This window comes from Mycobacterium sp. 1081908.1 (assembly GCF_001673535.1).
Lineage (GTDB): Bacteria > Actinomycetota > Actinomycetes > Mycobacteriales > Mycobacteriaceae > Mycobacterium.
In genome coordinates this window covers 1-23,139 of record NZ_LZLY01000087.1, presented here as the reverse complement: position 1 = coordinate 23,139, position 23,139 = coordinate 1, and the positions used below count along the sequence as shown (strand labels likewise).

The 23,139-nt window shown below is 71.0% G+C and carries 23 protein-coding genes and 1 pseudogene; 17 read left to right on the top strand and 7 right to left on the bottom strand.

What is annotated here, in order from left to right; all coding sequences use genetic code 11:
- Positions 1 to 20 precede the first annotated feature (20 nt).
- From rfbD to A5655_RS12355, 3 genes are read left to right on the top strand one after another with little or no spacing between them, the layout of a single operon-like run.
- Positions 21 to 914, top strand: coding sequence for a dTDP-4-dehydrorhamnose reductase (gene rfbD / locus A5655_RS12365; RefSeq protein WP_067010312.1), 894 nt, complete (start codon positions 21 to 23; stop codon positions 912 to 914).
- A complete protein-coding gene (locus tag A5655_RS12360) occupies positions 907 to 1,806 on the top strand; it encodes a glycosyltransferase family 2 protein (protein ID WP_067010309.1) in 900 nt (299 codons plus the stop codon). Before rfbD ends, A5655_RS12360 begins: the two co-directional genes overlap by 8 nt.
- 1 nt (position 1,807) lies before the next feature.
- Positions 1,808 to 2,884: a sugar phosphate nucleotidyltransferase gene (locus A5655_RS12355; RefSeq protein ID WP_067010306.1), complete on the top strand. Its 1,077-nt coding sequence runs from the start codon at positions 1,808 to 1,810 to the stop codon at positions 2,882 to 2,884.
- A 54-nt stretch (positions 2,885 to 2,938) separates the two neighbouring features.
- Here the strand turns inward: A5655_RS12355 and A5655_RS12350 are convergent, their stop codons facing one another.
- From A5655_RS12350 to cofD, 4 genes are read right to left on the bottom strand one after another with little or no spacing between them, the layout of a single operon-like run.
- On the bottom strand, positions 2,939 to 3,538 hold the full coding sequence (locus tag A5655_RS12350; RefSeq protein WP_067010303.1) for an NUDIX hydrolase: 600 nt from the start codon (positions 3,536 to 3,538) through the stop codon (positions 2,939 to 2,941).
- Complete coding sequence (locus A5655_RS12345) at positions 3,481 to 5,049, bottom strand: class I SAM-dependent methyltransferase (protein WP_067010300.1); 1,569 nt, start codon at positions 5,047 to 5,049, stop codon at positions 3,481 to 3,483. The genes A5655_RS12350 and A5655_RS12345 overlap by 58 nt, the downstream gene beginning before the upstream one ends.
- Before the next feature lie 10 nt (positions 5,050 to 5,059).
- Entirely contained in the window at positions 5,060 to 6,412 is a 1,353-nt protein-coding gene (locus A5655_RS12340) for a coenzyme F420-0:L-glutamate ligase (RefSeq protein WP_067010298.1), read from the bottom strand.
- The gene (cofD, locus tag A5655_RS12335) at positions 6,409 to 7,401 is read right to left on the bottom strand and encodes a 2-phospho-L-lactate transferase (RefSeq protein WP_067010296.1); all 993 of its coding nucleotides are present in this window, start codon (positions 7,399 to 7,401) and stop codon (positions 6,409 to 6,411) included. The genes A5655_RS12340 and cofD overlap by 4 nt, the downstream gene beginning before the upstream one ends.
- A 320-nt stretch (positions 7,402 to 7,721) precedes the next feature.
- Between cofD and A5655_RS12330 the strand changes: the two genes are divergently transcribed.
- The gene (locus A5655_RS12330; protein ID WP_067010294.1) at positions 7,722 to 8,060 is read left to right on the top strand and encodes a WhiB family transcriptional regulator; all 339 of its coding nucleotides are present in this window, start codon (positions 7,722 to 7,724) and stop codon (positions 8,058 to 8,060) included.
- Between the two features lie 21 nt (positions 8,061 to 8,081).
- On the opposite strand, the gene A5655_RS12325 is transcribed toward A5655_RS12330, so the two are convergent.
- A complete protein-coding gene (locus tag A5655_RS12325; RefSeq protein ID WP_067010292.1) occupies positions 8,082 to 8,504 on the bottom strand; it encodes a metallopeptidase family protein in 423 nt (140 codons plus the stop codon).
- Positions 8,505 to 8,690: 186 nt separating this feature from the next.
- Here A5655_RS12325 and A5655_RS12320 point away from each other — a divergent pair, with 186 nt between their 5' ends.
- From A5655_RS12320 to manA, 4 genes are all read left to right on the top strand, one after another.
- On the top strand, positions 8,691 to 9,137 hold the full coding sequence (locus A5655_RS12320) for a DUF3499 domain-containing protein (protein WP_197508674.1): 447 nt from the start codon (positions 8,691 to 8,693) through the stop codon (positions 9,135 to 9,137).
- A 75-nt stretch (positions 9,138 to 9,212) separates the two neighbouring features.
- On the top strand, positions 9,213 to 10,598 hold the full coding sequence (locus A5655_RS12315; protein WP_067010285.1) for a phosphomannomutase/phosphoglucomutase: 1,386 nt from the start codon (positions 9,213 to 9,215) through the stop codon (positions 10,596 to 10,598).
- The gene (locus A5655_RS12310) at positions 10,595 to 11,701 is read left to right on the top strand and encodes a TobH protein (RefSeq protein ID WP_067010282.1); all 1,107 of its coding nucleotides are present in this window, start codon (positions 10,595 to 10,597) and stop codon (positions 11,699 to 11,701) included. Before A5655_RS12315 ends, A5655_RS12310 begins: the two co-directional genes overlap by 4 nt.
- A gap of 8 nt (positions 11,702 to 11,709) precedes the next feature.
- Positions 11,710 to 12,936, top strand: coding sequence for a mannose-6-phosphate isomerase, class I (manA, locus tag A5655_RS12305; protein WP_067010279.1), 1,227 nt, complete (start codon positions 11,710 to 11,712; stop codon positions 12,934 to 12,936).
- 19 nt (positions 12,937 to 12,955) lie between these two features.
- On the opposite strand, the gene A5655_RS12300 is transcribed toward manA, so the two are convergent.
- A complete protein-coding gene (locus A5655_RS12300; RefSeq protein WP_156764836.1) occupies positions 12,956 to 14,338 on the bottom strand; it encodes an NAD(P)/FAD-dependent oxidoreductase in 1,383 nt (460 codons plus the stop codon).
- Between the two features lie 111 nt (positions 14,339 to 14,449).
- Here A5655_RS12300 and A5655_RS12295 point away from each other — a divergent pair, with 111 nt between their 5' ends.
- The 9 genes and pseudogenes from A5655_RS12295 to mtrB form a co-directional block, all read left to right on the top strand.
- Positions 14,450 to 15,934 (top strand): amino acid permease, encoded by a 1,485-nt coding sequence (locus tag A5655_RS12295; protein ID WP_067010273.1) that lies wholly within the window; start codon positions 14,450 to 14,452, stop codon positions 15,932 to 15,934.
- A 173-nt stretch (positions 15,935 to 16,107) separates the two neighbouring features.
- Entirely contained in the window at positions 16,108 to 17,331 is a 1,224-nt protein-coding gene (locus A5655_RS12290; RefSeq protein WP_067010271.1) for an alkane 1-monooxygenase, read from the top strand.
- Entirely contained in the window at positions 17,328 to 17,501 is a 174-nt protein-coding gene (locus tag A5655_RS27120; RefSeq protein ID WP_082978616.1) for a rubredoxin, read from the top strand. The genes A5655_RS12290 and A5655_RS27120 overlap by 4 nt, the downstream gene beginning before the upstream one ends.
- The gene (locus tag A5655_RS12285; protein ID WP_067010268.1) at positions 17,498 to 17,680 is read left to right on the top strand and encodes a rubredoxin; all 183 of its coding nucleotides are present in this window, start codon (positions 17,498 to 17,500) and stop codon (positions 17,678 to 17,680) included. The genes A5655_RS27120 and A5655_RS12285 overlap by 4 nt, the downstream gene beginning before the upstream one ends.
- Positions 17,681 to 17,715: 35 nt before the next feature.
- Positions 17,716 to 18,327, top strand: coding sequence for a TetR family transcriptional regulator (locus A5655_RS12280; protein WP_369807210.1), 612 nt, complete (start codon positions 17,716 to 17,718; stop codon positions 18,325 to 18,327).
- 50 nt (positions 18,328 to 18,377) lie between these two features.
- Positions 18,378 to 19,850, top strand: coding sequence for an adenosylhomocysteinase (ahcY, locus tag A5655_RS12275; RefSeq protein WP_067010384.1), 1,473 nt, complete (start codon positions 18,378 to 18,380; stop codon positions 19,848 to 19,850).
- A 94-nt stretch (positions 19,851 to 19,944) separates the two neighbouring features.
- Positions 19,945 to 20,577 (top strand): dTMP kinase, encoded by a 633-nt coding sequence (locus tag A5655_RS12270; RefSeq protein ID WP_067010261.1) that lies wholly within the window; start codon positions 19,945 to 19,947, stop codon positions 20,575 to 20,577.
- A gap of 80 nt (positions 20,578 to 20,657) precedes the next feature.
- The gene (mtrA, locus tag A5655_RS12265) at positions 20,658 to 21,344 is read left to right on the top strand and encodes a two-component system response regulator MtrA (protein ID WP_055576516.1); all 687 of its coding nucleotides are present in this window, start codon (positions 20,658 to 20,660) and stop codon (positions 21,342 to 21,344) included.
- Between the two features lie 67 nt (positions 21,345 to 21,411).
- Positions 21,412 to 22,815: pseudogene (mtrB, locus tag A5655_RS29125) on the top strand (MtrAB system histidine kinase MtrB); the annotation flags it as partial.
- Here the strand turns inward: mtrB and A5655_RS28275 are convergent.
- Positions 22,773 to 23,139: ATP-binding protein (locus tag A5655_RS28275; protein ID WP_197508596.1), on the bottom strand; the 367-nt coding region annotated here is incomplete at its 5' end. The pseudogene mtrB and the gene A5655_RS28275 overlap by 43 nt on opposite strands.

The following is a 23,139-nucleotide window of genomic DNA, read 5'->3' as shown; positions in this document are numbered from 1 at the left end:
TGCCATGCCAGACTCGACACATGTCGGAAAGGCTTGTGATCAGCGGCGGGGGCGGGCAATTGGGCACTTCTCTGACGGCGCTGGCCGCAGATGGGGGCCGAGACGTGCTGGCGCTGACGTCGTCGCAGTGGGACATCACCGACCCGGCCGCGGCCGAACGGATCATCCGGGCCGGCGACGTGGTCGTCAACTGCGCCGCGTACACCAACGTCGACGCGGCGGAGAGCGACGAGGCGCGTGCCTACGCGGTCAACGAGACCGGTCCGGAGCTCCTGGCGCGCGCCTGCGCCAAGGTCGGCGCCCGGCTCATCCACGTCTCCACCGACTACATGTTCACCGGGCCGCCCCCCGAGGACGGGGCGCGCCCGTACGAGCCCAGCGACAAGTGTGACGCGCGCGGCGTGTACGCGCTGTCCAAGCTGGCCGGCGAGGAGGCGGTGCTGGCGGCGCTGCCGGACGCGGTCGTGGTGCGGACCGCGTGGCTGTACACCGGCGGGACCGGCAAGGACTTCGTCGCCGTCATGCGCCGCCTGGCGGCCGGGGACGGCCCGGTGGACGTGGTCGACGACCAGGTCGGATCGCCGACCTACGTCGCCGACCTGGCCGTCGCGCTGCTGCAGGTCGCCGACGAGCGGGTGCGCGGGCCGATCCTGCACGCCGCCAACGAGGGTGCGGTGTCGCGCTTCGAGCAGGCCCGCGCGGTGTTCTCCGAGTGCGGCGCCGACCCGGACCGGGTGCGACCGGTCAAGACCGAGGACTTCCCGCGCCCCGCGCCGCGCCCGAGCTATTCCGCGCTGGGCAGCCGCGAGTCCGCGGCGGCCGGCCTGACACCGTTACGGCCGTGGCGCCCTGCGCTTGTCGCGGCGGTGGCCGCGGCTGCCGGCGATCGACCGTTACCCTCGACGCGTGACTGACGTCCTGCCGGTCGTGACGGTGACCTACTCACCGGGCCCGCACCTGGAGAGGTTCCTGGCCTCCCTGTCGATCGCCACCGAGCGCCCGGTCAGCGTGCTGCTGGCCGACAACGGGTCCACCGACGGGGCCCCGCAGGCGGCCGTCGAGCGCTTCCCGAACGTCCGGTTCTTCGACACCGGCGCCAACCTCGGATACGGGACCGCGGTGAACCGCGCGGTCGCGCACCTGTCCGAGGGCGGGGGAGTGGACGACGACTGGCTGATCGTGGCCAACCCCGACGTGCAGTGGGGGCCGGGCAGCATCGACGCCCTGCTGGACGCGGCCGCCCGCTGGCCGCACGCCGGCGCCCTGGGGCCGCTGATCCGCGACCCCGACGGATCGGTGTATCCGTCGGCGCGGCACCTGCCCAGCCTGGTCCGCGGCGGCATGCACGCGGTGGTCGGGCCGTTCTGGAAGCGCAACCCGTGGACGGCGGCCTACCGCCAGGAACGGCTGGAGCCCAGCGAGCGGGCGGTCGGCTGGTTGTCGGGGTCGTGCCTGCTGGTGCGGCGGTCGGCGTTCAGCCAGGTCGGGGGGTTCGACGAGCGCTACTTCATGTACATGGAGGACGTCGACCTCGGTGACCGGCTGGGCAAGGCCGGCTGGCTGAACGTCTACGTGCCGACGGCCGAGGTGCTGCACGACAAGGGCCACTCCACCGGCCACGACCCGGAACGCCACCTGGCCGCTCATCACAAAAGCACCTACTTGTTCCTTGCCGACCGGCATTCTGGTTGGTGGCGTGCGCCGCTGCGCTGGACGCTGCGGGCCTCGCTGGTGGCGCGTTCGCGGCTGATGGTGCGCAGCGCGCGTCGCCTGAGTAGAAGGAACGCGGCGGGAGGGCGGCACTGAGATGGGAACCTCACAGGTCGATGCGGTGGTCCTGGTCGGCGGCAAGGGCACCCGGCTGCGGCCGCTGACGCTGTCCGCGCCCAAGCCGATGCTGCCGACCGCCGGGCTGCCGTTCCTGACCCACCTGCTGTCGCGGATCGCCGCGGCCGGCATCGAGCACGTCATCCTGAGCACGTCGTATCAGGCCCAGGTCTTCGAGGCCGAGTTCGGCGACGGCTCCAAGCTCGGCCTGCAGCTCGAATACGTCACCGAGGAGCAGCCGCTCGGCACGGGCGGCGGCATCGCCAACGTCGCCGACCACCTGCGCCACGACACCGCGATGGTGTTCAACGGCGACGTGCTGTCCGGCGCCGACCTGGGCCAGCTGCTGGAATTCCACCAGAGCGAGCACGCCGACGTCACCCTGCACCTGGTGCGGGTGGGCGACCCGCGGGCGTTCGGCTGCGTGCCCACCGAAAACGGCCGCGTCACGGCGTTTTTGGAGAAGACCCAGGATCCGCCGACCGACCAGATCAACGCCGGCTGCTATGTCTTCGCGCGCGGCATCATCGACCGGATCCCGCGGGGCCGCGAGGTCTCGGTGGAGCGCGAGGCGTTCCCCGCCCTGCTGTCCGATCCCGACGTGAAGGTCTGCGGCTACGTCGACGCCACCTACTGGCGAGACATGGGCACCCCCGAGGACTTCGTGCGCGGGTCGGCGGACCTGGTCCGCGGGATCGCCCCGTCGCCGGCGCTGCACGGTCACCGCGGCGAGCAGCTTGTGCACGACGGCGCGGCGGTGTCCCCGGGCGCGGTGCTGATCGGCGGGACGGTCGTCGGGCGCGGCGCCGAGATCGGCCCGGGCGTCCGGCTGGACGGCGCGGTGGTCTTCGACGGCGTGAAGGTGGAGGCCGGCAGCGTGATCGAGCGGTCGATCGTCGGCTTCGGCGCGCGCATCGGCCCGCGGGCGCTGATCCGCGACGGGGTGATCGGCGACGGCGCCGACATCGGCGCGCGCTGCGAGCTGCTGCGCGGCGCCCGGGTGTGGCCCGGCGTTTCGATTCCCGACGGCGGGATTCGCTACTCGTCCGACGTGTGAGGCGGCATCATCTCGAACGTCACGCTGGCGCACCGCTCGACGCCGACAGCCACGCTAGCGTGACGCTCGGCCCGTCGCGCGCGCGACGAGGTACTCCAGCGCGTGATCGGTGCCGTCCGGCAGGGCGTCGGCGGGCCACCACCGCAGGTCGTCCGACTCGTCGCTGATGGCGATCCGCGCGCCGGCCGGTGCGTGCGCGACGAATTGCAGGTCCAGGTGCCGCGTCGGCACGCCCAGCGAGCAGGTGACCGGGTGCACGTGCACGGCGGCCAGCCCGGGCTCGATGCGCAGGCCGTCGACGCCGGATTCCTCGGTCGCCTCGCGCAACGCGGCGGCGAGGACGTCGGCGTCGTCCTCGTCGCAGTGCCCGCCCAGCTGCACCCAGCGGCCCAGGCGGGGGTGCAGCGTCAGCAGCACCTGCGAACCGGTGTGGTCGAGCACCAGCGCCGACGCGGTGACGTGCCCGGGCACGCACTCGCGGCGGCAGGCGTCGGGCCGGGCGTGCACGAAGGCCAGCACGGCGTGGCGCAACGAGTCCTGCTCCGGGTCCGGGGCGCGCCAGTCGCCGAGGATCGAGACCGCCGAGTCCCACAGGCTCACCGCGACCCCCGCCTCGTTCGGCGATCCCGCAGCGAGACCCAGGCGGCGCGGCATCCGGCGACGACGTCGGGGGACAGGCCGAGCCCGTCGATCAGCACGCGCCGGTCGACGAGGTCGAGCGCCTTCTCGGTTTCGCCCGCCTTCAGCAACAGGTCGACGTCGCCAGCAAGTTCGGCATACGCCGGCGGGGGAATGGGCAGCTGCTCGGCTTCGCGGGGTTCCAGCTCCAAGATGCCCCCACCGTAGCTGCGGCCGAGGATCTCGGCGAAGGCGAACGTCATGCTGTTGTGAAACACGGCGGCCAGCGCGCTCGCGTCGACACCGGGCGCGAGCCGGACCCGGTGCACGGTGTCGGTGCTCGTCGCCCCGGCGGCGTTGACGGTCAGCCGCGGCGACCGGTGGACCTGGCGCAGCAGGAACAGGTCGGGTGTCCACAGCGACGGGGTGATCCACCACGGCTGGCGGATCGAGCACTTGTAGCCGCGGTGCACGCCGGCGGCCTCGCCGGCGCGGACGTGCGCGACGACGGCGGCGTCGGCCGGCTCGGGCGGCGCGTTGAGCAGCCAGGTCCGGTGTCCGGCGGCGAGATCGCTTGCGCGGCAGTCACTGTCGTAGACCAGCCCGGACAGCTGCGCGCTGCGCGAGACGAGCGGGACGCAGTGCGGCCGCAGCCCGAGCTCGTCGGCCTGCGCGTCGGTGAACGTGAAGAAGCTGTTGCGGCCCGTCACGATCCCGACGTCCACGTCGGCGAGCGAGCCGAGCCGGGTCATGGCCGGCGACGCCTTGAGCGTGCGCAGCAGCCGGATCGCGGCGGGGTCCAGGAAGTACTTGGTCCACTTCTCCTTTTCGTGCCGCAGCGCGGGGGCCCACGCGGCATCGAGTTCCGCGCCCGCCAGAGCGTCGGCGTCCGTCAGGTGCACGGTGCGCATGCGCGCCGGACCCGGCCCGGCCACGCCGCAGAACAGCACGACCTCCTGCAGGACGCCGTCGAACACCAACCGCTCGAACGTCACCAGCGTGATCTCCCGGAACCGGCTGAGCAGAAACTCGCGCAGCCGCGCGGCGTAGCCGACCTGGAGCAACTCCGCGGGCAGCACCAGCCCCACCCGTCCGCCGTCGCGCACCAGGGCCGCGCCGGCGACGACGAACGGCACCCAGGCGTTGGTCAGCCGGCTGGGGCGCAGCCCCTCGCGGCGCATGAGCTCCAGCGCCGGGTCGCGCTGATCGGGGGCCCAGTTGCCGAAGCGGATGTAGGGCGGGTTACCGGCGACGCCGTCCCAGCCGCCGGGGTTGGCCCGCGCCATCCAGGCGAACAGGCTCTCGGCGTCGACGGGCGCGAACCGCCGGGCCTTGGCCGCCTCGTCGGGGATCAGCTCCACGCCGTGCGCCCGGTCGCTCAGCGCGGCCAGCTCGCGCAGGATGCGGCCGTCGCCGCAGGACGGCTCGACGATGCGCGGGCCGGCCTCGCGGACCCAGCGGGCCAGGAACCGCGCCACCGGGGGCGGGGTGTAGTAGCCGCCGCGGACCTTGTCGGCCGACGCCGCCGCCTTGCCCGCGAAACGCATGGGCTCAGTATTACTTGCGGAGCAGCAAATCCCCGGGGTCCGGCGCGGCGCGCGGCCCGGGCGGCACCCCGGCGGCCTCCGAGGCGTAGCCGATCGCGATGGCGCCCAAGGGCTCCCAGTCGGCGGGCAGCTCGAGCTCGGCGCGGACCAGGTCGGCGGCGAAGATCGTCGAGCCGATCCAGCAGCTGCCCACCCCCCGCACCGCCAGCGCGACCAGCAGCGCCTGCACGGCCGCCCCGACCGCGACCGTGAACATGGTGCGCTCGGCGGCGGTGCGGGCGGCGTCGGGATAGGCGTGGGCGCCCTCGGGGACCAGGAACGGGATGACGACCTCGGGCGCGTCGTAGAGGATCTGCCCGCGCGCCACCCGCCGCTCGACCGAGTCGGCGGGCCGGCCGTCCCCCGCGAGGTCGGAGCGCCACTTGTCCTTCATGCGGTCCAGCAGCCGGGTCCGGGTGGCCGGGGTCCGCAGCCACACGAACCGCACCGGCCGGGTGTGGTGGGGGGCCGGCGCGGTGAGCGCCTCGGCGACGGCGGCCTCGATCAGCTCGGGCGGCACCGGCTCGGCGCTGAACCGGCGCACCGACCGGCGCAGCAGCTGGGCCTGCCGGCGGCCCATGTCGATGGCCTCGGCGGTGCCGAGCCAGAACAGGTCCTCCTCGCCGGGCCGCAGCAGCTGCCGCGCGGTCGAGCCGTCGTCGGTCACGGCGAGCCCGCGCACCACGGCCACCGGCATCGCGGTCAGCTTGCCCTTGACCAGATCGGCGGCGGCCGCGACCTCGTCGGCGATCGCGATCTCGGTGACCAGCAGCTCGTTGCCGTGCCGGTCGACGGCGCCCGAATAGCCGTGCAGCACACGGAGACCCGCCGCGCCGACGGCCGCGTCGGTCTGGCCGTTGCGCCACGCGCGGCCCATCGTGTCGGTGATGACCACGGCGACCTCGACGCCGAGGCGCTCGCGCAGCCCGGCGCGCAGCGCCGCGGCGCTGGCGTCGGGGTCGACCGGCAGCAGCGCCAGCTCGTCGCGGCCGACGTTGGATCCGTCCACCCCGGCGGCCGCCTGGACGAGGCCGAGCCGGTTCTCGGTGATCAGCGTCTGGCCCTTGCGCGCCAGCACGCGCACCGCCTCGTCGTCGACCAGCTTGCGGCGCAGCCGGTCGCGCTCCTCGGCGTCCCGCGGCGCCGGCACCAGGCGGCCCTCGCACTTGGACACCACCTTGCTGGTCACCACCACGACGTCGCCGTCGCGCAGCCAGGGTGCGGCCGCGGCGACGGCCGCGCCGAGGTCGTCGCCGGGCCGGAACTCGGGGAGCCCGGTGACGGGGACGATCTCGATCGCCGAGCCGGTCCCGTGTTCGGTCATTGGTTCACGCCCGCGAGCTCCAGCCCCGAGGCGACCATTTCGGCCGTCGCCTTCGGGTCGCTCATCAACAGGGGCACGGCGCGCACCGCGACCCCCTCGATGTCGGCCCGGTCGCCCTCGTGGACCAGCCAGCAATCCAGTATCCCGGTGCCCCGCCGCGCCCCGTAGTGCCGGCCGACCGCCTCCGCGGTGGACTCGACCCCGATCACGGACAGGCACGCATCGGCCATGCCGCGCAACGGCTTTCCGCCGATGATCGGTGAGTAGCCGACGACCGGGGCCTTGGCCGCGCGCAGCGCGCCGCGGATGCCGGGCACCGCCAGGATGGCGCCGACGCTGACCACCGGGTTGGACGGCGCCAGCAGGATCGCGTCGGCCTCGCCGATGGCCGCCACCGCTTCGGCTGTGGCGCTGGCCTTTTCGGCGCCGACGAACGCGAAGCTGTGCGTGGGCACCTGCGCCCGGTGGCGCACCCACCACTCCTGGAAGTGGATCGCCCGGCGGCTGTCGTCGGCGGGATCGGTGATCACCACGTGCGTCTCGCAGCGGTCGTCGGTGGCCGGCAGCAGCCGCGCGCCCGGTTGCCAGCGGTCGCACAGCGCGGCGGTGATCTGTGACAGCGGGTAGCCCGCGTTGAGCATCTGGGTGCGCACCAGATGCGTGCCCAGGTCTCGGTCGCCGAGCTGGAACCAGTCCGGCTGCACGCCGTAGCGCGCCAATTCCTCTTTGGCGTGCCAGGTTTCGTCGCGGTGACCCCACCCTCGCTCCGGGTCGACACCTCCACCTAAGGTGTACATGCAGGTGTCCAAATCCGGACAGACGCGCAGCCCGTGGATCCACGCATCGTCACCGACGTTGACGACCGCGGTCAGTTCGTGTCCGCCGGCGTCCGGGCCCTGTTGCGAAAACTGACCGAGCCCGAGCAGCTGTTGAACCCCCAGCAGGAACCGGGCGCCGCCCACCCCGCCGACCAGAACCGTGACCTTCACTTGACCTTCACAGGGCTCGACAGTACTGCCCGCGGGAGGACTGTGATCGACACGCCGAAGGCCGCAAAACAACGGAAACGCCGGAATTTGGTCACGAGATGATATGGAAATTCGCCATTACGCTTGACCAGGCAGGTTAACAAGTGTCTAATCACATCAGTGTCATTTCCCGGTTGGCCGGCCGATTCCGGTGTCGCAGACCGAGATTCGATCACATGTTCGAATTGTCTGTACATCAGAACAGTGGGAACTCACTCACTCTCTCAAATCAAACCTGAGGAGGCGGACGAAGCATGTCTTATGAGCACCTTCGGGGCGTTATGACAGGCACACCGCACAGCACGATCGGCGCGATGCCGGCGGCACCCGTCCGCCCGCACCTGACTGTGGTTCCCGACGCCCCAGTCGTTTTCGAGCCCGAGCCCGAACCGCTGCCGACCCCGGACCAGTGGCAGGACCGCGCCCTGTGCGCGCAGACGGACCCGGAGGCCTTCTTCCCGGAGAAGGGCGGATCCACCCGCGAGGCCAAGAAGATCTGCCTCGGTTGCGAGGTGCGCCACGAGTGCCTCGAGTACGCCCTGGCCCATGACGAGCGCTTCGGCATCTGGGGCGGCCTCTCCGAGCGCGAGCGCCGCCGCCTCAAGCGCGGCATCATCTGACGCAGGCGCGCGCCCGCAACGTCATTCGTCGTCGATCGTGGGATCGATGACCGAGGGCTCGACGTCCAGGTAGATGGCCACCTGGGCCACCAGGATCTCGTGCAGCAACTCAGAAAGTTCTTCCGTGTCCTTGGCCCGTCTCTCAATCGGCTTGCGGAACAAGACGATTCGTGCCCGCGTGGAGTTACCGCGGACGTCGACGCCGGCCGGAATCAGGCGGGCCAGCGCGATCGGCCCGTCGGCGATCACCTCGGGCGGCCACTGCACGCTCTCGGGGTCCTTGGCGGCGATGCGCGGAATTTCGTCGACCGCCACGTCGAGCTCGGACACGCGGTCCTGCCAGCGCCGCTCGATCGGTTCGTAGGCCTCCAGCACCGCCATGTCGAACCGCTCGGCCCGGCTGCGCCAGCCCGGCACCGTCGGCGGCAGCAGCGGGCCCCGCATGTCGCGGCCCCGGCGCGACGCACGGTAGGAAGCCGAACGGCGCCGCGACCGATCGCTTTGCGGGGAGCCGCGGGAATCGCCGCGGGAATCACTCATCGGGCCGATGGTAACGGTTGGGAATCGCGGGTCGTGCGGATGCGCGTGTCCGGCGCTTCCGCGGCGTTTGCGCACGATAGCCTTTCGATCGTGAACGTTCCCCGTCGCTGTTGCCGGCCCGGGTGTCCGCACTATGCCGTGGCGACCTTGACGTTCGTCTACTCGGACTCGACGGCAGTGGTGGGCCCGCTGGCCACCGCGCGCGAACCGCACTCGTGGGACCTGTGCGTCGGCCATGCCGGCCGGATCACCGCCCCCCGCGGCTGGGAGTTGGTGCGCCACGCCGGCCCCCTCCTCTCCGAGCCCACCCATCCGGACGAGGACGACCTGGTCGCCCTGGCCGACGCGGTGCGTGAGGGTCGCCCGGGCCAGGCGGCGATGCCCTACGGGGCCGCGCCGGTGAACGGCTTTGCCGATCCCCACATTCACGCCGGGGCCCAGGCCACCGCGCCGAGCAGCGGGCTGCTCGCGCCGCCCGAGCACCGTTCCGGCCGGCGCCGGGGGCACCTGCGGGTGCTGCCCGACCCCTCTGACTAAAGCGCCGCGGGTTTTTCCCGGGCCGATAGGCTGGCGCCAAGAGCCCCACTGTCAGGAGCGTCAGGAGGTCCCCGCATGTCCCGGTCCGCCGCGACCGTTCGCCGTGTCGTCAAGGCATACGACGTGCGCGGGCTGGTCGGCGAGGAGCTCGACGAGTCGCTGGTCACCGACCTGGGCGCCGCGTTCGCCAGGCTGATGCGCGGCGAGGGTGCCAACCGGGTGGCGATCGGCCACGACATGCGGGACAGTTCGCCGGGGCTGGCCGCCGCGTTCGCGGGCGGGGTGCAAAGCCAGGGCCTGGACGTGGTGCGCATCGGGCTGGCGTCCACCGACCAGCTCTATTTCGCGTCGGGGTTGCTGGACTGCCCCGGCGCCATGTTCACCGCGAGCCACAACCCGGCGGCCTACAACGGCATCAAACTGTGCCGCGCCGGCGCCAAACCGGTGGGCGCCGAGACCGGCCTGGGCGTCATCACCGACGACGTGATCGCCGGGGTCGCGGCGCATGACGGGCCGCCCGGCACGGTCACCGATCAGGACGTGCTCGCCGAGTACGGGACGTTCCTGCGTTCGCTGGTGAACACCTCCGGGCTGCGCCCGCTGCGGGTGGCCGTGGACGCCGGCAACGGCATGGCCGGCCACACCGCCCCGGCGGTGCTCGGCGCGATCGACTCGATCACCGTGGCGCCGTTGTACTTCGAACTCGACGGCTCGTTCCCCAACCACGAGGCCAACCCGCTCGACCCGGCCAACCTGGTGGACCTGCAAAAGTTCGTTGGCGCCGTCGGTGCTGATATAGGGCTGGCCTTCGACGGCGACGCCGACCGGTGCTTCGTGGTCGACGAACGCGGCCACCTGGTTTCGCCGTCCACGGTGACCAGCCTGGTGGCGGCCCGCGAGCTGGGCCGCGAGATCGGCGCCACGATCATCCACAACGTGATCACCTCCCGCGCGGTGCCCGAGTTGGTCACCGAGCGCGGCGGCACACCGCTGCGCTCGCGGGTCGGCCACTCCTATATCAAGGCGCTGATGGCCGACACCGGTGCGATCTTCGGCGGCGAGCATTCCGCGCACTACTACTTCCGCGACTTCTGGGGCGCCGACTCGGGGATGCTGGCGGCGCTGTACGTGCTGGCCGCCCTCGGCGAGCAGGACCGGCCGCTGTCGGAATTGACCGCGGACTACCAGCGCTACGAATCGTCCGGCGAGATCAACTTCAAGGTGGCCGACGCGTCGTATTGTGTGGACGCGGTGCTGAAGTCGTTCGGCACCCGGATTCAGTCCATCGATCATCTGGACGGGGTGACGGTCGATTTGGGCGACGGCAGCTGGTTCAACCTGCGCAGCTCCAACACCGAGCCGCTGCTGCGGCTCAACGTGGAGGGCCGCACCGCCGAGGACGTCGACGCGCTGGTCGCCGCCATCAGCACCCAGATCGCGGGCCAAGAGGCCGCCCCGTGAGCGCCACCCGGGCGATCGACCTGGAAGACACCGACGGACTGCTGGAAGCCGACCGGCTGGGCCTGCTGCGGGCGGCCTCGTCGGCGGGCGCGCAGGTCCGCGCGATCGGCGCGGCGGCCGACGAGGGCGCGCTCGACGGGCTGACGGCCGACGACCGCGCGCGCAGCGTGATCTGGGTGGCCGGCCGCGGGAGCGCCGAGACCGCCGGGGCCCTGCTGGCCGCGACGCTGGGCGGGTCGGCCTCCCAGCCGATCACGGTCGTCGGCGAGGCGCCGCCGTGGGTCGGCCCGCTGGACGTGCTGATCGTCGCCGGCGACGACCCCGGCGATCCCGCGCTGGTCAGCTCGGCCGCGACCGGGGTGCGCCGGGGGGCGCGGGTCGTCGTGGCGGCGCCGTACGAGGGTCCGCTGCGCGACTCCACCGCCGGGCGGGCCGCGGTGCTCGAGCCGCGGGTCCAGGTGCCCGCCGAGTTCGGGCTGTGCCGCTACCTGGCCGCCGGCCTGGCCGTGCTGCGAACCGTCGACCCGCGGCCCGGCGTCGAGCTGGGGTCGCTCGCCGACGAGCTGGACGCCGAGGCGCTGCGCAACAGCGCCGGCCGCGAGCTGTTCACCAATCCGGCCAAGACGATCGCCGAGCGGCTGGCCGGTCGCCGGGCGGCGCTGGCCGGCGACTGCGCCGCGACGCTGGCGCTGGCCCGGCACGCCAGTTCGGTGCTGCTGCGGGTCGCCCACGAGGTCGTCGCCGCCACCGGGCTGGCCGACGCGGTGGTGGCGCTGCGGGCGGCGGGGGGTCCCGGGGGCGCCGCCGCGTCCTCGGTCGAGGACCTCTTCCACGACGAGGAGATCGACGGGCCGCGGCCGGACCGGCTTCGGGTGCTGGCCCTGACGCTGCGCGACGAGCAGACGGTGGTGGCCGCCCGCACCGCCGGGCTCGAAAACGTCTACCTGCTCGCCGCCGAGGACGTGCCCGACGGGCCCGGCGGCTCGGCCGGCTCCACGGTCGCGCCGGCGTTGGGGGGCGCCATCAGCGCCGAGCAGCAACTGGCAGTATTGGCCGTCCGGCTGGAGATGGCCGCGGTTTACATGCGACTGGTGCGGGGATAAAGAGACAAGTGGAACTGCTTCGCGGGGCCTTGCGGACGTACGCCTGGGGATCGCGGACCGCCCTGGCGGAATTCACCGGGCGGGCGGTCCCGGCGGCCCATCCGGAGGCGGAGCTGTGGTTCGGGGCGCACCCGGGCGACCCGGCCTGGCTGGAGACGGGCAAGGGCGAGGTCTCGTTGCTGGAGGCGCTGGTCGCCGACCCGGAGGGGCAGCTCGGCCCGGGGTCGCGGGCCCGCTTCGGGGACGTGCTGCCGTTCCTGGTCAAGGTGCTGGCCGCCGACGAGCCGCTGTCGCTGCAGGCCCACCCGAGCGCCGAGCAGGCGGTCGAGGGTTACCTGCGCGAGGAGCGCCTGGGCATCCCGGTGTCCTCGCCGGTGCGCAACTACCGCGACACCTCCCACAAGCCGGAGTTGTTGGTGGCGCTGCAGTCGTTCGAGGCGCTGGCCGGGTTTCGCCAGGCGTCGCGGACCGTCGAGCTGCTCCGCGCGCTGGCCGTCTCCGACCTCGACCCCTACATCGACCTGCTGAACGACCAGTCCGACGCCGACGGCCTGCGCGCGCTGTTCACCACCTGGATCACCGCGCCCCAGCCCGACATCGACGTGCTGGTGCCCGCCGTGCTGGACGGCGCGATTCAGTACGTCAGTTCCGGGGCAACGGAATTCGCGGCCGAAGCCAAGACGGTGCTGGAACTGGGCGAACGCTATCCCGGGGACGCCGGGGTGCTGGCCGCGTTGTTGCTCAACCGCATCACCCTGGCCCCGGGCGAGGCCATCTTCGTGGCGGCCGGCAACCTGCACACCTATCTGCGCGGTTTCGCCGTCGAGGTGATGGCCAACTCCGACAACGTGTTACGCGGCGGGCTCACCCCCAAGCACGTCGACGTGCCCGAGCTGCTGCGGGTGCTGGACTTCGCGCCCACCACCGAGGCGCAGCTGCGTCCGCCCATCCGCCGCGAGGGGTTCGGCCAGATCTACGAGACGCCGACCGACGAGTTCGCCGTCGCGCTGCTGGCGCTCGACGGCGAGTACCTCGGCCACGAGGTCGACGCGGGGTGCGCCCACGAGGGCCCGCAGATCCTGCTGGGCACCCAGGGCTGCACGACGGTGCACGCCAAGTCCGGGTCGCTCACGCTGGAGCGCGGGATGGCGGCCTGGGTCGCGGCCGACGACGGACCGATCCGCCTCGTCGCGCGCGAACCCTCCAAATTGTTCAGGGCGACCGTAGGGCTGTGACGGCCCCGCGCCGGCGGTCTTATAGTGGCGACCCGCATCGCCCGGCTTCGCCGCGCTCGCGATCGCCACGGGCGGCCTCCCGGCGCTCGCGCAGCCACAGCCGCATGTTGTGCGCCATGGCGCGGCCGACGATCCGCGGCGGCGGGACCATGTACAGGCTGTCCAGCAACGAGAACCGGCGCAAAAACCATTCGGCCAGAACGGGATCGGTCTCGGCGGCCCCGAGGAACTGGTCGAACAACGCGCCCGACGGCCGCCACCACCACGGAACGGGTCCCTTGGGTTCGGCGTGGTGAAAGGTGATGTCGCCGATGGCGTTCATCATCCACACCGGGTAGGTCGTCTTGGCGGTGGCCCGATTCAGTTCGCGGGCAAGGTCATTCGACTGCAGCGCCCGGCGCAGGTGGCCGGCCTGCAGCACCGCCATGGTCATGCCCTGCCCGAAGGTGGGGTTGAAGCTGGCGACGGCGTCGCCGAGCGGGACGATGCCGGCGGGGAAGCGGTCCAGCCGGTGGTAGCGGCGCCACCGGCTGGCCGGAAACGCGTGATATGCCGGCTCGCCGACCGGCTCGGCCCGCGCCAGCGCGGCGTTGAAGTGCGCGGGCAGCAGCTTGCCGGCCAGCGCCAGCATGTCGGGGAACGTCGCGGGCGGCTTGGCGCCCGCCACGCCGAACGTCGTCAGCACCCACACGCCGTCCTCGTAGTGCAGCATGCCCAGCCCGAGCGACTCGTCGTGGGAGGCCCCGGCGACCACCACCTTTTCGGCGATCAGGCCCTCGGGCATGCGGAACTGCTGGGTGGCGTAGTTGATGCCGATGTCGATGGTGGCCTCGACGGGGCGCCGATATCCCCACTGCTCCAACCAAACCGGCAACCGGGTGCCCCGGCCGGCGGCGTCGACGACGAGATCGGCCGGCACCGGTTCCGGCTCGCCGCCGTCTTGCGGGTCCAGCAGCACGCCGGTCACGCGCTGGCGCGCGCGGTCGAACCGCGGCTCGGCGACCGACCGGCGGATGATCTCGACGTTGTCGATGTCCCGGACGCGCCGGCGCAGCTGCCACTCCAGGTGCGGGCGGCTGGGCACGTAGGCGGTGAACTCGTCGCGCAGCGTGTGCCCCGTGCCCAGGACGTGCCCCGCGGCGCCCAGGTGGATGCAGTCCGGCCGGTTCTCCAGCATGGGCACGCCCGCGTCGACCATGTCGTCCAGCAGGCCGGGGAACAGGCTCTCGAACTCCGCCGCGCCCCGGGCCATCAGCATGTGCAGGTGCCGGTCCTGCGGGACCGTCGCGCGGTGCGCCGGCGCGCCCGGCAACTCGTCGCGCTCGTAGACGCTGACTCGCGCATAACAGTCCGACAGCACCCGCGCGGCGCACAGGCCGGCGATGCTTCCCCCGATGACCACGGCGTGGTCCCTCATGTCTCCCCCGCTCTCCCGCATGCCCGCAGACTACCCAGTACTGTGCGGTCCAACGGGGATCCAGCGGGTACCAGCACGTCCCGAAAGGCGGGCCAGATGGCAAATCGATGGCGCACGAAGTCGGTCGAGCAATCGATCGCCGACACCGACGAGCCGGAGACCCGGCTGCGCAAGGAGCTGACCTGGTGGGACCTGGTCGTGTTCGGCGTGGCGGTGGTGATCGGCGCCGGCATCTTCACCGTCACCGCGTCGACCACCGGCGACGTCACCGGGCCGGCCATCTGGATCTCGTTCGTGATCGCCGCGGTCACCTGCGCGCTGGCGGCCCTGTGCTACGCCGAATTCGCATCGACGCTGCCGGTGGCGGGCAGCGCCTACACCTTCTCCTACGCCACCTTCGGGGAGTTCCTGGCCTGGATCATCGGCTGGAACCTGGTGCTGGAGTTGGCAATCGGGGCCGCCGTCGTGTCCAAGGGCTGGTCGAGCTACCTGGGCAACGTGTTCGGATTCGCCGGGGGCACAGTGCAACTCGGGTCGATCGACCTCGACTGGGGCGCGCTGCTGATCGTCGCGGTGGTCGCCACCCTGGTCGCCCTGGGCACCAAGCTGTCGTCGCGATTCTCCGCCGTGATCACCGGAATCAAGGTGTCGGTGGTGATTTTCGTCGTGCTGGTCGGCGTCTTCTACATCAAGGGCTCCAACTACTCGCCGTTCATCCCGAAGCCGGAGGCCGGGCACGAGGCGTCGGGCATCAACCAGTCCGTGCTGTCGTTGCTGACCGGGGCGCACAGCAGCCACTACGGCTGGTACGGGGTGCTGGCTGGGGCGTCGATCGTGTTCTTCGCGTTCATCGGGTTCGACATCGTGGCCACCATGGCGGAGGAAACCAAGAAGCCGCAGCGCGACGTGCCCCGGGGCATCCTGGCGTCGCTGGCGATCGTGACCGTCCTGTACGTCGCGGTGTCGGTGGTGCTGTCCGGCATGGTCTCCTACACCCAGCTCAAGACCGTGCCCGGTGGCAAGCCGGCCAACCTCGCCACGGCCTTCGCGGCCAACGGGATCGACTGGGCCAGCAAGATCATCGCGATCGGGGCGCTGGCGGGGCTGACCACGGTGGTGATGGTGCTGGTGCTCGGGCAGTGCCGGGTGCTGTTCGCGATGGCGCGCGACGGGCTGCTGCCGCGGTCGCTGGCCAAGACCGGCGCGCGCGGGACGCCCGTGCGGATCACCGTGCTGGTCGCCGTCGTGATCGCGGCGACGGCCTCGGTCTTCCCGATCGCCAAGCTCGAGGAGATGGTCAACGTCGGCACGCTGTTCGCCTTCGTCCTGGTGTCCGCGGGCGTGATGGTCCTGCGGCGCACCCGGCCCGACCTGGAGCGGGGCTTCCGGGCGCCCTGGGTGCCGCTGCTGCCCGTCGCCTCGATCGCCGCCTGCGCGTGGCTGATGCTGAACCTCAGCGCGCTGACCTGGGTGCGCTTCGGCGTCTGGCTGGTGGTGGGCACCGCGATCTACGCCGGTTACGGCTATCGGCACTCGGTTCAGGGGCGTCGGCAATCGGGGGAGCTCTCCTCGGTGGGCTGAGCGCCTTGTTTACAAAATAGCGGTCTGTGTCTAGACACAAGACGCAAGCTGTCGTATTGTCAACCGAGAAATGCGACTCGGTTCGCCGAGCCTGTAATTCGGCAGGCCCTTACTCGCACTTTGTCTGCGGATTTACAGGTTCGGCGAAACTCCAACACAAGGAGGCTTGGCACATGACGACACTGCGGCCCGACGACGCGCCGGTCTGGCGGGACAAGAAGCGCCATCTGTGGCTGATGGGGCTGATCGCGCCGACGGCGCTGTTCGTGATGCTGCCGATCGTCTGGGCGCTGAACCGGCTCGGCTGGCACGCCGCCGCGCAGGCGCCGCTGTGGATCGGGCCGATCCTGCTCTACGTCCTGCTGCCGATCCTCGACCTGCGTTTCGGTCCCGACGGGCAGAACCCGCCCGACGAGGTGATGGAGCGGCTGGAGAACGACAAGTACTACCGCTACTGCACCTACGTCTACATCCCGTTCCAGTACCTCAGCGTGGTGATGGGCGCCTACCTGTTCACCGCGGGGAACCTGAGCTGGCTCGGGTTTGACGGCGCGCTGGGCTGGGCGGGCAAGCTGGGCGTGGCGCTGTCGGTCGGGGTCCTCGGCGGGGTGGGGATCAACACGGCCCACGAGATGGGGCACAAGAAGGACGCGCTGGAGCGGTGGCTGTCCAAGGTCACCCTGGCGCAGTCCTGCTACGGCCACTTCTACATCGAGCACAACCGCGGCCACCACGTGCGCGTCTCGACGCCCGAAGACCCGGCGTCGGCGCGGTTCGGCGAGACGTTCTGGGAGTTCTTGCCGCGCAGCGTGTTCGGCAGCCTGCGCTCGGCGCTGGGGCTGGAGGCGCAGCGGCTGCGCCGGCTGGGCAAGAGCCCGTGGGACCCCCGGACCTACCCGTCCAACGACGTGCTCAACGCGTGGGCGATGTCGGTGGTGCTGTGGGGCGCGCTGATCGCGATCTTCGGCCCGGGCCTGATCCCGTTCGTCATCATCCAGGCGGTCTTCGGGTTCAGCCTGCTGGAGGCGGTCAACTACCTCGAGCACTACGGGCTGCTGCGCCAGCAGGGCGCCAACGGTCGCTACGAGCGCTGCGCGCCGGTGCACAGCTGGAACTCCGACCACCTCGTGACCAACCTGTTCCTGTATCACCTGCAGCGGCACAGCGATCACCACGCCAACCCGACCCGTCGCTACCAGACGCTGCGCAGCATCGACGGCTCGCCCAACCTGCCGAGCGGGTATGCGTCGATGATCTCGCTGACCTACTTCCCGCCGCTGTGGCGCCGGGTGATGGACCACCGCGTGCTGGCGCACTACGACGGCGACATCACCCGGGTCAACGTGCATCCGCGGCTGCGCCAAAAGCTGCTGGCGCGGCACGGGGTGGCGGCATGATCGCCTACCGCTGCCCGGGCTGCGACTACGTTTATGACGAAGCGAAAGGCGCTCCGCGGGAAGGCTTTCCCGCGGGCACGCGGTGGGAGGATATTCCCGACGACTGGTGCTGCCCGGACTGCGCGGTGCGCGAGAAGGTCGACTTCGAGAGGCAAGGAGCTAGGGCATGAGCGACTACAAACTGTTCCGCTGCATCCAGTGCGGCTTCGAATACGACGAGGCGCTGGGCTGGCCGGAGGACGGGATCGCGCCCGGCACCCGCTGGGACGACATCCCCGAGGACTGGAGCTGCCCCGACTGCGGCGCCGCGAAATCGGACTTCGAAATGATAGAAGTGGCGAGACCGTGAACGCCTCAACCACTACTGTCGCGCCTGTGAAGCGGATGCCCTACGCCGAGGCGTCACGCGTCCTGTTGCGCGACTCGGTGCTCGACGCGATGCGCGACCTGCTGCTGACGCGGGACTGGTCCGCGATCACGTTGTCGGACGTGGCCCGCGCCGCGGGCATCAGCCGGCAGACGATTTACAACGAGTTCGGCTCGCGCCAGGGCCTGGCGCAGGGTTACGCGCTGCGCCTGGCCGATCGCCTGGTCGACGCGGTCGGATCGGCGATCGACGCCAACGTCGGGCACATCCACGAGGCGTTCTTGCAGGGTTTTGGTTCCTTCTTCGCCGAGTCGGCGGCCGACCCGCTGGTGATCTCGCTGCTCACCGGCGTCGCCAAGCCCGACCTGCTGCAGCTCATCACCACCGACAGCGGGCCCATCATCACCCGGGCGTCGGCGCGCCTGACCACGGCGCTGACCCAGAGCTGGGTGGCGACCAGCGACGAGGACGCCGGGGTGCTGGCGCGCGCGATCGTGCGGCTGGCGCTCAGCTACGTGTCCATGCCGCCGGAGGCCGATCACGACGTGGCGGCGGACCTGGCCCGGCTGATGACGCCGTTCGCGGAGCGACATGGGGTCGCGGCTACAGTGGCGGAAGAACATACCTAAGCTAAGTACCGCTTGGATTCCATAAGCCCCTATGAAGGATGAATGACGCCATGACGACGACCGAAAGCAAGCTCACCGCCGACGTCCGCAACGGCATCGATTTCAAGGTCGCCGACCTGTCGCTGGCGGATTACGGCCGGCGGGACATCGAGCTCTCCGAGCAGGAGATGCCGGGTCTGATGTCGCTGCGCCGCGAGTACGCCGACGTGCAACCGCTCAAGGGCGCGCGGATCTCGGGCTCGCTGCACATGACCGTGCAGACCGCGGTGCTCATCGAGACCCTCGTCTCGCTCGGCGCGCAGGTCCGGTGGGCGTCGTGCAACATCTTCTCCACCCAGGACCACGCCGCCGCCGCGGTGGTCGTCGGCCCGCACGGCACCCCGGAGGAGCCCAAGGGTGTCCCGGTGTTCGCCTGGAAGGGCGAGACGCTGGAGGAGTACTGGTGGGCCGCCGAGCAGATGCTGACCTGGCCCGACGAGCCGGCCAACATGATCCTCGATGACGGCGGCGACGCCACCATGCTGGTGCTGCGCGGCGCGCAGTACGAGAAGGCCGGCGTGGTGCCGCCCGCCGAGGACGACGACCCCACCGAGTGGAAGGTCTTCCTGGAGCTGCTGCGCAACCGCTTCGAGACCGACAAGGACAAGTGGACCAAGATCTCCGAGTCGGTCAAGGGCGTCACCGAGGAGACCACCACCGGCGTGCTGCGGCTCTACCAGTTCGCCGCGGCCGGTGACCTGGCATTCCCGGCCATCAACGTCAACGACTCGGTCACCAAGAGCAAGTTCGACAACAAGTACGGCTGCCGGCACTCCCTGATCGACGGCATCAACCGCGGCACCGACGTGCTGATCGGCGGCAAGAAGGTGCTGATCTGCGGGTACGGCGACGTCGGCAAGGGCTGCGCCGACTCGGTCAAGGGCCAGGGCGCGCGCGTCGTCGTCACCGAGATCGACCCGATCAACGCGCTGCAGGCGCTGATGGAGGGCTACGACGTCAAGACCGTCGAGGACGCGATCGGCGAGGCGGACATCGTCATCACCGCCACCGGCAACAAGGACATCATCACGCTCGAGCACATGAAGGCGATGAAGGACCACGCGGTGCTGGGCAACATCGGGCACTTCGACAACGAGATCCAGGTCGCCCAGCTCGAGAAGTCCGGCGCCACCAAGGTGAACATCCGCCCGCAGGTCGACGTGTGGACGTTCGGTGACAGCGGCAAGTCGATCATCCTGCTCTCCGAGGGCCGGCTGCTGAACCTCGGCAACGCCACCGGGCACCCGTCGTTCGTGATGAGCAACAGCTTCTCCAACCAGGTGATCGCGCAGATCGAGCTGTGGACCAAGAACGATGAGTACGACAACGAGGTGTACCGGCTGCCCAAGCACCTCGACGAGAAGGTGGCCCGCATCCACGTCGAGGCGCTCGGCGGCCAGCTGACCAAGCTGACCAAGGAGCAGGCCGAGTACATCGGCGTCGACGTCGACGGTCCCTACAAGGCCGACCACTACCGCTACTGAGCCGTTGCTCGCTCGCCGAGCGTGCGGCCAGCCGCACGTTCGGCCGCGAGTGTGCGGCCAGCCGCACGTTCGCGCGCCGGGATAGGCTCGCGCCGTGCTGATCGCGATCGAAGGGGTCGACGGCTCCGGCAAGCGGACGCTGTCCGACGGCCTGCGCAAGGCCTTCGAACGCGCCGGGAAGTCGGTTGCCACGCTGGCGTTCCCGCGTTACGGGCAGTCGGTGACCGCCGACATCGCGGCCGAGGCGCTGCACGGCGGGCACGGTGACCTGGCGTCGTCGGTGTACGCGATGGCCACGCTGTTCGCGCTCGACCGCGCCGGCGCGATCGGGGAGATCGCGGCGCTGGGCCGTGACCACGACGTGGTGATCCTGGATCGCTACGTCGCGTCCAACGCGGCCTACAGCGCGGCGCGCCTGCACCAGGACGCGGCGGGCGAGGTAGCGGCCTGGGTGCACCGGCTCGAATACGAGCGGTTGGGCTTGCCCACCCCCGACTGGCAGGTCCTGCTGGCGGTGCCCGCCGAGCTCGCCGCGCGGCGGGCCCGCCGCCGGGCCGAGCACGAGCCGGGCCGCGCGCGCGACAGCTACGAACGCGACGACGGACTGCAGCAGCGCACCGGCGCGGTCTACGCCGAGCTGGCCGCCGCCGGCTGGGGCGGGCGATGGCTGGTCGTCGACGCCGACGTCGATCCGGGGCGGTTGGCCGCCGATTTGACGGCCGAATAGCACAGATTTGTCACGATTCGCCCGTATCGAAGAAGAAACGCCCGTGTGGTGCGCCGAATTTGTCCCGATCTGGTGACACCATGGACTCCATGAGGCAAAGGATTTTGGTCGTCGACGACGACGCTTCGCTGGCCGAGATGCTCACCATCGTGCTGCGTGGGGAGGGCTTCGACACGGCGGTCATCGGCGACGGGACCCAGGCCCTGACCGCGGTGCGCGAGTTGCGCCCGGATCTGGTGCTGCTGGACCTGATGCTGCCGGGCATGAACGGCATCGACGTGTGCCGGGTGTTGCGCGCCGACTCCGGCGTGCCCATCGTGATGCTGACCGCCAAGACCGACACCGTGGACGTGGTGCTCGGCCTGGAGTCGGGCGCCGACGACTACATCATGAAGCCGTTCAAGCCCAAGGAGCTGGTCGCCCGGGTGCGCGCGCGGCTGCGGCGCAACGACGACGAGCCCGCCGAGATGCTTTCCATCGCCGACGTCGACATCGACGTGCCGGCGCACAAGGTCACCCGCAACGGCGAGCAGATCTCCCTCACACCGCTCGAGTTCGACCTTTTGGTCGCGCTGGCACGCAAACCGCGCCAGGTGTTTACTCGTGATGTGCTGCTCGAACAGGTGTGGGGGTATCGGCACCCGGCGGACACCCGCCTGGTGAACGTGCACGTCCAGCGTCTGCGGGCCAAGGTCGAGAAAGACCCTGAGAACCCGACCGTGGTGTTGACCGTTCGAGGAGTGGGATACAAGGCCGGACCTCCGTGATCCGGGAGGTTCTTTGATCTGGGGCTCGCGGCAACGCACTAGGAGTCGCTGGGGGCGTTCTGGCCCCATGACGCGTGGCATGGGTGCGGTGAGCCGGGCCGTGGGCGCTGCGTGGCGCCGATCGCTGCAATTGCGGGTCGTCGCGCTGACCCTCGGCCTGTCGCTCGCCGTCATCCTGGCGCTCGGTTTCGTGCTGACCAGCCAGGTCACCAACCGCGTGCTGGACGTGAAGGTCCGGGCCGCCATGGAACAGATCGAGCGGGCGCGCACGACGGTCGCCGGCATCGTCAACGGCGAGGAGACCCGCTCGCTGGACAGCAGCCTGCAGCTGGCCCGCAACACGTTGACGTCCAAGACCGATCCCGCCTCGGGCGCCGGCCTGGCCGGCGCGTTCGACGCGGTGCTGATGGTTCCCGGCGACGGCCCGCGCGCCGCCAGCGCGGCCGGGCCCGTCGACCAGGTGCCCAACGCGTTGCGCGGCTTCGTCAAGGCCGGGCAGGCGGCCTACCAGTACGCCACCGTGCACACCGACGGCTTCTCGGGGCCGGCGCTGGTCATCGGCACGCCGACGTCGTCGCAGGTGGCCAACCTCGAGCTGTACCTGATCTTTCCGCTGAAGAATGAGCAGGCCACCATCCAGCTGGTGCGCGGCACGATGATCACCGGCGGCGCGGTGCTGCTGGTGCTGCTCGCCGGGATCGCGCTGCTGGTGTCCCGCCAGGTGGTGGTGCCGGTCCGGTCGGCGTCGCGGATCGCCGAGCGGTTCGCCGAAGGCCATCTGTCCGAGCGGATGCCGGTGCGCGGGGAGGACGACATGGCGCGGCTGGCCGTGTCGTTCAACGACATGGCCGAGAGCCTGTCCCGCCAGATCGCCCAGCTCGAGGAGTTCGGCAACCTGCAGCGCCGGTTCACCTCCGACGTCAGCCACGAGCTTCGCACCCCGCTGACCACCGTGCGGATGGCCGCCGACCTGATCTACGACCACAGCGCCGACCTCGATCCCACCCTGGCCCGGTCCACCGAGCTGATGGTCAACGAGCTGGACCGGTTCGAGACGCTGCTCAACGACCTGCTCGAGATCTCCCGGCACGACGCCGGTGTGGCCGAGCTGTCCGTCGAGGCGGTGGACCTGCGCGCCACGGTGCAAAGCGCGCTGGGCAACGTGGGCCACCTGGCCGAGGAGGCCGGCATCGAGCTGCTCGTCGACCTGCCCGACGAGGAGGTGATCGCCGAGGTCGACGCCCGACGGGTGGAGCGGATCCTGCGCAACCTGATCGCCAACGCCATCGACCACGCCGAGCACAAGCCGGTGCAGATCCGGATGGGCGTCGACGAGGACACCGTCGCGGTCACCGTCCGCGACTATGGGGTGGGGCTGCGGCCCGGCGAGGGCGAACGCCAGCGAGACAAGCGCGAGCAACCGCCGCATCAGACGCTCCGCTCGGCGTGCTCACGTGGGCGCGGCGCGTCCGGGCGCGGCGGCGCCGGCGGCTCCGGGATGGGCTTCAACGGCAGCGGGCTGGTGGTGACCTTGTGGCCGCGGACCAGGGGCAGCGTCAGCCGGAAGCAGGCGCCCTGGCCGGGCTCGCCCCACGCCTCCAGCCGGCCCTGGTGCAGCCGCGCGTCCTCGATGCTGATCGCCAGGCCCAGCCCGGTGCCGCCGGAGCGCCGCACCCGCGACGGGTCTGAGCGCCAGAACCGGCTGAACACCAGCTTCTCCTCGCCGGGCCGCAGCCCCACCCCATAGTCGCGGACGGTGACCGCGACGGTGTCCTCGTCGACGCCCATCCGGATC